The organism is Novosphingobium sp. CF614 (assembly GCF_900113255.1).
Classification (GTDB): domain Bacteria; phylum Pseudomonadota; class Alphaproteobacteria; order Sphingomonadales; family Sphingomonadaceae; genus Novosphingobium.
In genome coordinates this window covers 1-10,003 of sequence record NZ_FOOR01000043.1, presented here as the reverse complement: position 1 = coordinate 10,003, position 10,003 = coordinate 1, and the positions used below count along the sequence as shown (strand labels likewise).

Genomic DNA, 10,003 nt, shown 5'->3' with positions numbered 1-10,003 from the left:
CGGTTCCAAACCGTCAGGCCGCGTTAGCGACCTGAACCAGCCGCTTTGAGCGGCTCACATCGTAAAGCCCCCGGCTCTGCCGGGGGATACTTACTATGAAATTTGGTGGACGCACTTGGGCTCGAACCAAGGACCCGCTGATTAAGAGGAAAAATCAGCGGGTCTTAGGTGGTTTCAAGTCATCTCATAACCGTTGTATTTCAATATGATAAATGCCATCCTGTCTCAGGATTTCTCGGGGTATTTTGCGTTACCTGTTACCTAAGGTAACGCTGCGAGAGCTACTGACGGAGGCGCGAATGTCATCGAAGCCCATCGGTCTTACCGACGCGAAGATCAAAGGCCTAAAGGCCCCCGTTGTGGGGCAGGTGGAAATCAAGGACGCCGTTGTCCCGGGCCTCAGGTTGAGAATGGGCGCATCGGGCGCACAGACCTTTTTGCTGCGCAAGCGCGTCGGAGGAGCGGTTCGCAACATTACAATCGGGCGATATTCCGAGCGTTTCGGGCTTGCCGAAGCACGTAAGAAAGCGCGCATCGTTCTTTCCGACATTGAGGCCGGCGGAGATCCTTATGAGCATGCGCCAAGACCGATACGCGGGGCCGCTGCTGGCACAGTTCGCGGCATGTGGCCAGATTATCGAGCTGCCAAAGCCGACCGGCGGTCGATCACCGAAATAGAGCGGGTCTTCAACCGGCACTTGCTTCCCCAGTTTGGCGACCGGCTTCCAGAGACGATCTCGCGGGCGGAGATAACGCGGTTCATCGATAGCATCGCGGCAAAGACCCCCGTGATGGCGCGAATGGTTCTTGGCCAGTTTTCGTCATTTTACGGTTGGGCGATGCCCAGACTGGATAGGTTGCAAGCCAACCCGTGCAGAGACGCGGGGCGCCCGCCTCCGCCAAAGGCACGCGATCGCGTTCTGACCCTGGAGGAGGTCGGTGTCTTGTGGAATATCTTGGCGGAGGAAGGGCCGCCTTTCGGTCCAGCTATCAAGCTACTCCTCTTGACTGGCCAGCGGCGCAATGAGGTTTTCAACGCCGATCGGGCGGAGTTCGATATCGACTCCGGGGTGTGGACGATTCCGACGACGCGGGCAAAAAACGGCGTTGCTCATCTTGTCCCATTGGCTCGCGAGGTTCTGGAAATTCTCGAAAGCATCGATGCCAATGGCGAGAACCCAAAATTATTTTCGGCTCGCGGAAGTAGTGAAAGCGGACCCAGCGGGTTCAGCAAGACGATGGTTCGCATCCGAAAAGCGTTTGAGGAGCAATTCGGGGAGAAGGTTCAGCACTGGACTCTCCACGATCTTCGCCGGACTGTAGCGACGGGACTTCAGCGTCTTGGTGTAAGACTTGAGGTAACCGAAGCGGTCCTAAATCATATCTCGGGATCGCGAGCGGGCATTGTCGGGGTGTATCAACGGCACAATTATTTCGAAGAGAAAAAGGTCGCGCTTGAAGCGTGGGCAACAGAAGTAGCGCGATTAGGTGAATGCCATCGGCTCAAGCCGAACTCCCAGCCCGTCAGAATACGAAGAAGTTCCGAACAAATGCGTGCGCTCGGCATGGCGCGGGGACGAGGGGACCGTCAAACGGCGACGTCAGCCTCAGGCAGGTCATTTTCCTCATCCGCGACATCTATCGGAACCTCGGGCGCGACGTAAGGTGCTGGACGCCGAGGTTCATTGACGGGCCGGAAGGCCGCGCGAAATCGGTCATTGTCATTGAGCCGGATGAGGACGGGATTTTCACACGACGAGGCCTTTCCGAATACGATGGCCTGCCGAGGCTGCAGAGATGGCAGGACGCGAGCGTAATCGCTGCCGATATAGTTCCCTAAAAATTCACGGCCCGTGTCGTCGAAAGTGCGCATCGCGAAAATCGTGTTGCACTGGTTAAGAATGGTCTTTGTGACATTGGCCGTGCGCTGGGTAATTAGGAGGCAACCCAGGCCATATTTACGGCCCTGCAGGATCGCACGTGCGCTCGTTGCCGTTGCCGCCCGGTCGCCATCAGCAGCAACCGAATTCCATTCAGGCACGAGCGAATGCGCCTCTTCGTAGACGAGGCAGAGCCGTGCGGAATCCGTCATGCCAAGACGCTGGCTGACGAGCAGCGCCATATCGGAGAATATCGACGTGATCTCACACGCTGTCAGCGTCATGAGTTCCGCCTGTCCCTGGTTGTTCATGAACGACGGTTGCTTCGTCACTTGGAACTGCGCGGGGTTGATGACCCTCAGGAAATGGTCATCCCCGTCGGTCAGGAAGTCCTTGATCTGCCTGTAAACAGCGGAGCCTTGCCGACATGGTTGGACGGAGCCGCGGCCGCGGCATCGGGATTGGCATGTAAGGGGGAGCCAGCCGCGTTGACATCAATGAAAGAAGCTTACTTTTTTATCGCCAGTTGACAAAATTACGGATTTGCCTAATTTGGCATTTCGTTCATGGAGCTGTCGATGACCCCTTGGGAACACCACCCGGCGCTATCCCGCGATCGCCTAATCGCGATCGCGCAACTGATTGTGCGCGGCCGGAACCTCGCCTTAGATCGTTTTGATCCAGATGTCGGCTGCACGGGCTGGACGCTCGGATGTGAGGCATTTGCCTTCCAGCGTCATCAAATCGTTCGAGCAGCAGCGGATACTGACTGGTTGGAAATTCTCAACCCAACCATGCAGTTCGTCTTCACCATCGGCGATGTGCCAGCCCGCTTCTATCGCGGTGAACCAGAGGATCCTAATACGCGGACGCTGAAGCAGACGTTCTCCGAGTTACAGCAGCTCAGCCTTTTCGGCGCGGACGAACTTGTGAAGCTGACCGCCGAGCCGCTCTACCGGTTTGCGGTCGAAACCGATCTCGACGGCTCGACGACCGCGATCACCTTCGTCATTCTCGGTGGTGAGATGCCGGTCCTGACTTGGTCGATCCCGCTCGATGAGCCGGTCACCAAGATTTCGCCGCTCTGGGTCGAGGGCAGCGAAGGTGTCGAACTCCCGGCGCCCTCGGTCGGTATTCCCACGAAAAAGAAGAAAGACGGTACATCCGATTGATCGGATGTGGGATTTTAGACCAGCACGAGTGCAATCGTCAGACAGGTCAACATGGATGTGAAGTCAAAGATCGCTGGCGAGCAACTTCGACTCGCGCGGCTTGCCCATGGCTATTCGCTCGAGGAAGTGGGCGCGCTTATCGGCGCTACCCGGCAATTCATCCACCAGCTCGAGACCGGCTCGCGCTCGGCCTCGGACGAGACAGTGGAAGCTCTAGCCGATGTCCTCGGTGTCACGCCGGCTTTTCTTTCTGAGCCGATCCCTTCGACCGTCAGGCCTGAACAATGCCATTTCAGGGGCCACATCACTCGCCCGGCATCTGTAACCAGCCAAGTGCTCGCGCGCGGCACACTACTCGACAAGTTCGTGGCTGCCATGGAACAGCATCTCGACCTGCCGGATGTCTCCTTTCCCGACATCCCTGCAACGAGCATGGAAGAGATCGAAAGGGCCGCTGAAGAGGCGCGATGTCACTGGGGCCTCGGCACCACTGGGCCAATTACGAGCATGATGCGGGTCGTTGAGAATGCTGGTGCGATCGTCACCTACTTCGGCGATCTCTCCGACCGCATCGACGCTTTTTCGATGGATCGGCGCCGCCCCATCATTGTCCGAAGTTCGCTCAAAGAGAGCTTATGCCGTCAGCGCTTCGATTTCGCGCACGAATGTGGCCATCTCATTATGCATCGCGGCCTTCAGACCGGCGACCGTGCTACCGAGGATCAAGCGCATCGATTCGCGAGCGCTTTTCTGTTTCCGCGTGGTGCCGTTCTCCGGGAATTCCCAAGGGGTAGCTCGATCAACTGGCGTGCGCTTTACGACCTCAAGCTGCGCTGGAAGATGTCCGTTCGGGCGCTGATCCGGCGTGGACACGATCTCAAACTGCTGACACCTGCTCAATACCGCACTGCGAACATCCATTTGGTGAAGGCTGGGCAGGCGAAAGTCGAGAAGTATGACGATGACGGCAGCTTACCGGTCGAACAGCCCGAACTCCTCGCTTCAGCGATCGAGGCATTGGACTACGCGGTCTATGGCGGTGTGGGGGCAGTGGGCGATGAGGTAGGTCTCTCATCGCCGATGCTTGAGTTAATTACCGGCATGGGCATTCCGGAAGCCGATCCCGGACTTGATAGCGAGAATGTCATACGACTTCGGCGGTAGATGGCTGTTATCTATGAACGCAATCCATGCCGTCGATTTTTGTTTCATCGACGGGTGTGACTAAACGGTCGCGCGGACAGCCTCAATGTCAGCCGACCAGTTGGGTACTCTGCACGTCGTAGAGATGCTCGGAAAGTCGCGAATCCAATCGGTGGTCTAACAGTGCTTGAAATATATCACGGCATGTTTCAGCCGTTGGCCGGATACGACCGTCATCCTCAAACTCGATATTAAGGTTCAACTCCGCGCTCATAGCCCGGAGATTGTCCATGAACTTGGGGTCTTTGTAGTGTGCCTTCTCACGTATCGCGATTGCTCGCCGCAACTGGATCTTATTAGATCCAACAAATATCGTAATTGGTCCCACGTCAGCGAAAATCTCAGCAAACTCGGGCTCGACCTTTAGCTCTTCGAAGGCCTCAACGTGTCCCGCACGATATGCCAAAACAGACTCGAAGCGCCCCTTATTCGATACGAAGATCCGATCATCAAGTGAGAAAAAGTCGAAAAACGGCTGAACACTAAAGGACGGGCGGACGTCAATATCGAGCTCGTCATCTGAAAATATCATTCGGATATTATCTTTTGACTTCTTAGTGCTCCAGCTTGCATCGGTTTTCCGTACCGCTAGAAGAACATCGTTCTCGGTCGCAAAACGGATCGCGTAAAAGTCGGTGTTTGCGATATCCTTCAGCTTAGTCACTTTCTTGGCTGGAACCGGATTGACGGCTTGGGCCTTGACCAAAGCGATATAGGTTTCATCCGCTCCAATAGTTAGGGCGCTGCTCTCGTTGTTCTGCGCGAGGATCTGGTACTCGATCGTCTCGGTGATCGACGAACGTGCACCCGCAACCGCCGCTCGTAGTGCCTGGGCTAGCTCATCCGTTACACCGATCCATCGGCCGTTGAACACAGGCCGCCCGTCCTTGGTGGATTGCTTGTACACCCAGATCGTGAGATCGGCGGCGTCCAAATCAAATGCGTGCAGATCGGCTAGCTCAGCCATGAACTCCCCCGTTTCCTTCAAGATTTCTTGAAAATCATTACGTCCTGGACCCCGATTTCACGGTAGATGTGATTGGGCTCTACGTCTACGCGCGAAAGCGCTCGACCGGTCAGCGTATCCTGGCTCTGCAGGTACTGGAACTTAACCTCGTAGAGCCGCCACCCGAATACGATGAGAATCGGATTCATTATGATCTGACCCGAGCGATAGGTGATCCAAAATATCCAGAGGAAGAATACTGCAAAGCCGATGAGTTTCGTCGGCGAAGCAAAATCGAGACTGACGAATGATAGGACGTATGGGATGACGTAATTGATCAGGTCCGCAGGGATATGCTTACTCTCGATAACGGTGATGCGATGCTTCGGCTTAACGAGACGCAGGGCCGCCAAGGAGGCCAGCATACAGAGCAGTGCGATAACGCAGGCGCTGATTGACCAGATTGGGTGTTGAAGCGGTAATTGGCAGTCAGCCCTCGCGAACTCGGTGCGGGAGCAGAGACCGCCGCCCATCACCTGTAAATCGAGATCCTGAGCCAACAGGATGAGACTCAACGGGAGATAGGAGCCGATATAGAGCGTGAACGCAGAGAGTTTCCAAAACTGCATCGGGCCTATTATCGCTCCATCGTCTTGGGCGAGAACCGTCTCCTAGCCGAAACAAGGGCAAAGGGGCAATGTTCCGCTTACGTTCTTTTTGTGTTTCGTGGCCGGTTGACGCTACCTTTTTGCTTGGCATGCAGCCAACCAGCTCCGGAGTAGAGGCATGCGATTCTAATGCAGATAATGGATCGACGACTGGAAGCTATAGGAACGCACGCTGTGTCGGTTCGCAATCATCCAACTTCGTCAAACGAACCAATGCGTTTGCTTCCTGACTCTGGGATAACGTAATTACGGGAATGGACTCGCCTAACAAACTAAAATCATGGATCGGGACCGGCTTAACGCAGCACAGTGCGTCCGCGTCTTCCTTGAATTTTGTACGTAGCTCCATGAGCAAGCGCCCGAGGACGTTCTGACCGTTAAGGGTATCGTCTTCCTGCATCATGGCTCCCCAGTAGGCATCCTTTCGGGAGTCTTCGACAATCGGCCGATCACCTGTCGATAGCAGCAATTCCGAGAATTTGCGCCAATTGCAGATGAGCTTCACCCGCAAGCACCATTTCATTACCGGTACGCGGACTTCATCCCAGTCGGGCCGACTATCCTTGCGGTAGGGCTTGGACCGCATCTTTGCCGTCATCGGGCTGCCCTCATTCAGGATCATTGCCTGAACCTCCGGCATGTGCGGAAAGCGGCATGCTTGGTATAGGGCCTCCGATGTCCGTATCCGGCGGCCGAGCACAATCACCGGGAAGCCGGGGGCCATGTTCGAAAGCCCGCCGAATTCCTCGGCCGTCTTCCGGAATCGGACGACGTCCTTAGCTCGATAGGTTCGAATCTGCGTCTCGCTCATGGCCTCAGTTCGTCTTGCGTGGGAACAAGGGATACCACGGATTGCCCGCCCAGAATACCAACGGCGCGTTGTTCGGGCAGTTCCGGTAGGTGACGATCGTCGAGCCGAAGCCGAGGGATTCGAACAGCATGTTGCCGAGCGGCCGCATGTAGGCGTTGAAATGCGGGCACATGCCTCGCACGCGAACGCCGGCGACTAGGAATTCTTGCTCCAGCAGGTGACGACCGGCTTCGCCGGAAAATATACCAATCGGGCTCTTGCCGCCAATCTTCCGCAAAATTGGGGCTTGTCCCAGGCCAGCTACATAGCCTTGCGTTGCCGGGTCGGCAGGAATGGTGGTGGGACGCAGCACGTCGGAATTGTTGATCTCTGACTTGCGGTCCTCAAACAACGCGACTCGCCACCACGTAAGCTCAATCGTCTTACCGGCAGCCTGCGCCGCTTCCCGGATCATTTTCGCGGAATACCATTCGCCGCCTTTGTGTAACCCAATAACGAGCACCGCGAGTTTGGCGCTCTTCGGTGCCGCTTCCTTTACCCATTTGATGATGTCCGACCGAATCCGTCCGCCGGAAAAAACCGCGTCGTCCAGATACAAATAGGTGTGGGGCGCGACTCCGCACAAGCCCATCGCCAACCCACATTGCCGCTGGAGCGATTCTTCCAGCAACGCCAGCATGTCCTTCTGGCTGTTGCCAGCCGTCTGCAACTTCAGAACCTTGACGCCCTGCCAGAAATTGCAAGGGGCCGGACCCGCGAATTTCACATTGGTGACGATGCTGTCGATGAACGTCTGGACTTTTGCCTGCGAGAAGTAGGTCCAGTGGAAGACATGCAATAATTCAGCGAGGATGGGATCGCGCACGGCATCAGGGAATTGACTGATCCAGCGGTCGATATGCGCCGCGTCCGGTGCCGGAATCTCGCCAGCACGGTAATCGGCAATGACGTCGGCCAAGGCGGCGCGCAGATTTGGGTTATTTGCCATCATTTCCTCCCCGAGCCACGATCCTAGCGCGTCTTTGGTGGTCCGTCACGAAACGCTGCCAGAAAGTACCGATGGGTTATCGCGTGTGAGCCTGGGTGAGGAGCGGCGGACGCCGTCGGGGTGGCCTAACCCAGCGACGAATGTGGCGTTCGCAGCGCATCGTTGAGCAACTCGTCGCGTATGCGAGCATTTCGCACAAAAAATTTTGTCTGCGACGTGTTACCTAGTTTGTTACCTAGACAGCCCCATCGTCTCACGCCGCCTTTCGGCTGGCATAACAACTATATGGAATATAAAGAAAAATGGTGGACGCACTTGGGCTCGAACCAAGGACCCGCTGATTAAGAGAAATTGGATTAGGCGTCTCGTCACGGAATTTCGCGGAAACTTATGTCACCAGGTTACAAGAAATTTCCTTATGTTTCATTGCATTATCGGACATCTTCTGCCACCCTCCTGAATATGGAGGCAAGTGGCAGCACCCCCAATTTGTTGCGCAAACTGTTGCGCAGATCGAGGCATGTATGGCGACCAAAAAGTTCACCGACCCTTGGCTACGCGGGTTGAAGGCGGCAGCGGACGGAATGCGTGATGAGTGGCTTGATGAAGCTGAAACGGGGCTGGTGGTTACAGTAAATTCAAAGCGCCGCGTCACCTTCTGGTTCATTGGTCGGTTTCCGAAAGCGGATGGTACTTCCAATCATCCCGGTCGTCGTGTGTTGGGCGACTTTTGCCCAGACGATACCAAGGATCGAGTCTACGTCGTCAAGAAGAGCGTACCTGTGCTTACCTTGGACAAAGCCCGCCAGAAGGCACGGGAATGGAAGGCAATGATCGCCGACGGTAGTGATCCTGGTAAACCTACCCAGGCAGAAGAGGCGGAGCCCGACCCTGATACCGTCGCGACGGTCTTTGCCGAGTTTTTCAAGCGGCACGCGATGAAAGAGGGCCAGAAGGACGGCAGGGGCAAGCCGCTCGCACCGTTGCGATCCGCAAAAGAGATCAAGCGGATCTTCGAACATTATATCTTCGCCGGCCTCGACGGTAACGAGCGGTGGCGCGACCGCTCGATCACCTCGATCACGCGGCGCGATGTGACCGCGCTGCTCGATACGGTACAGGATAGCAACGGTGCCACTCAAGCGGATGCCGTGCTCGCCCAGCTTAGTTCGATGTTCAATTGGTATGCGGCGCGCGGGGACGACTTCGTGTCGCCGATTGTGCGGGGAATGAAGCGGACCAAATCTTCCGAGCGCAAGCGCAAGCGGATCCTGAACGACGGGGAAATCCGTATATTCTGGCAAGCCTGCGAGACACAGGAGATTTTCGGTGCCTTCTGCCAGCTGTTGCTTCTGACACTTCAGAGGCGCGAAAAACTGCGATTGATGCACCGGGACTATGTTACGCCCGATGGGCTATGGACGATCCCGACGGAAGAGCGTGAGAAAGGTAATGCCGAGTATGTCCGCCTTTCTCCCTTGGCTATGCAGATCGTGAGGAAGCAGCCCACGACTCCGAGCAGGCCCTATATCTTCCAGGGGCGCCTAGACGGCCCCATCAACGGCTTCACCGACGCCAAGGCTGAGCTTGACGCCAAGATGGAGGAAATCGCCGGTCATTCTATCCCGCACTGGGTTCTGCACGATCTGCGCCGGACCGGAAAAACACTGATGATCCGGGCAGGCGTCTCACCGCACGTCTCTGAGCGAGTTCTCGGGCATGTGATTCCCGGTGTGGAAGGCGTCTATGACCAGCACGACTACCTGGCCGAAAAGACGGCGGCCCTTCGGAAGCTGGGGACATTAGTGACGCAGATACTCAACCCCAAGGGCAATGTCATTCCGATGAAGCCGCGTGGCCGGTCCCGATCGCGCACCGAAGTGGAAGCGAAGGCGAACTCGGATAGGACTGCCGCAAACTAGCCTCTACCTACGGGCGCGGAACCCGTGTTGCAAGGTATTCCAGGGTAACAGAGGGGAACTAACTCACTGATTCTCCGTCGACCGATTACCCTCCAATACCCTGCATTCCCCTAAATGGGCCACCTGAATGGGCCATGTTGGGAGAGCCTTTTTATGTCCTAACGCGCTTGAGATGCCGCGCCAGAAGATGAGCGTCGGCCCGACGCCAAAGCTCGACGCCGACAGGCCGGAGAAGACTCACGGCATCTCTGCCTTTTCATGATCGCCCTGATCATAATCGCCGACCTTGCCTGGAAAGTAAGACCGTATGTCCATCTGCGCGCCTTGGGTGGCTGGCCCTACACTGCGCATCCGAGGGTTTCTCGGACGGGCCGAGTCGATCCTCATCACAGGAGGACGAGCCGTGGAACATT

At 56.3% G+C, this 10,003-nt stretch carries 9 protein-coding genes; 4 read left to right on the top strand and 5 right to left on the bottom strand.

Going from position 1 to position 10,003, the window contains the following annotated elements:
* The first annotated feature begins 299 nt into the window (after positions 1-299).
* Complete coding sequence (locus BM052_RS18945) at positions 300-1,664, top strand: tyrosine-type recombinase/integrase (RefSeq protein ID WP_177198576.1); 1,365 nt, start codon at positions 300-302, stop codon at positions 1,662-1,664.
* Here BM052_RS18945 and BM052_RS18940 read toward each other — a convergent pair.
* The gene (locus tag BM052_RS18940) at positions 1,589-2,191 is read right to left on the bottom strand and encodes an ATP-binding protein (protein ID WP_177198575.1); all 603 of its coding nucleotides are present in this window, start codon (positions 2,189-2,191) and stop codon (positions 1,589-1,591) included. The two genes, BM052_RS18945 and BM052_RS18940, sit on opposite strands and share 76 nt — an antisense overlap.
* Positions 2,192-2,446: 255 nt before the next feature.
* Between BM052_RS18940 and BM052_RS19715 the strand changes: the two genes are divergently transcribed.
* Positions 2,447-3,052 carry a hypothetical protein gene (locus tag BM052_RS19715; RefSeq protein ID WP_143084913.1) on the top strand — a complete coding sequence of 202 codons (606 nt, stop codon included), beginning with the start codon at positions 2,447-2,449 and terminating at the stop codon, positions 3,050-3,052.
* 51 nt (positions 3,053-3,103) lie between these two features.
* The gene (locus tag BM052_RS18930; protein WP_091149415.1) at positions 3,104-4,216 is read left to right on the top strand and encodes a helix-turn-helix domain-containing protein; all 1,113 of its coding nucleotides are present in this window, start codon (positions 3,104-3,106) and stop codon (positions 4,214-4,216) included.
* Between the two features lie 88 nt (positions 4,217-4,304).
* Here BM052_RS18930 and BM052_RS18925 read toward each other — a convergent pair whose 3' ends face one another.
* From BM052_RS18925 to BM052_RS18910, 4 genes are all read right to left on the bottom strand, one after another.
* The gene (locus tag BM052_RS18925; RefSeq protein ID WP_091149422.1) at positions 4,305-5,222 is read right to left on the bottom strand and encodes a Kiwa anti-phage protein KwaB-like domain-containing protein; all 918 of its coding nucleotides are present in this window, start codon (positions 5,220-5,222) and stop codon (positions 4,305-4,307) included.
* A 17-nt stretch (positions 5,223-5,239) separates the two neighbouring features.
* Positions 5,240-5,830: a hypothetical protein gene (locus BM052_RS18920; RefSeq protein WP_091149413.1), complete on the bottom strand. Its 591-nt coding sequence runs from the start codon at positions 5,828-5,830 to the stop codon at positions 5,240-5,242.
* 196 nt (positions 5,831-6,026) lie between these two features.
* Positions 6,027-6,680, bottom strand: coding sequence for an NADAR family protein (locus tag BM052_RS18915; protein ID WP_091149411.1), 654 nt, complete (start codon positions 6,678-6,680; stop codon positions 6,027-6,029).
* Between the two features lie 4 nt (positions 6,681-6,684).
* Positions 6,685-7,668, bottom strand: a complete 984-nt coding sequence (locus BM052_RS18910; protein WP_143084912.1) for a phosphoribosyltransferase-like protein — start codon at positions 7,666-7,668, stop codon at positions 6,685-6,687.
* Positions 7,669-8,192: 524 nt separating this feature from the next.
* On the opposite strand from BM052_RS18910, the gene BM052_RS18905 reads away from it, so the two are divergent.
* Positions 8,193-9,590, top strand: coding sequence for an integrase arm-type DNA-binding domain-containing protein (locus tag BM052_RS18905; RefSeq protein WP_091149407.1), 1,398 nt, complete (start codon positions 8,193-8,195; stop codon positions 9,588-9,590).
* Positions 9,591-10,003: the final 413 nt, after the last annotated feature.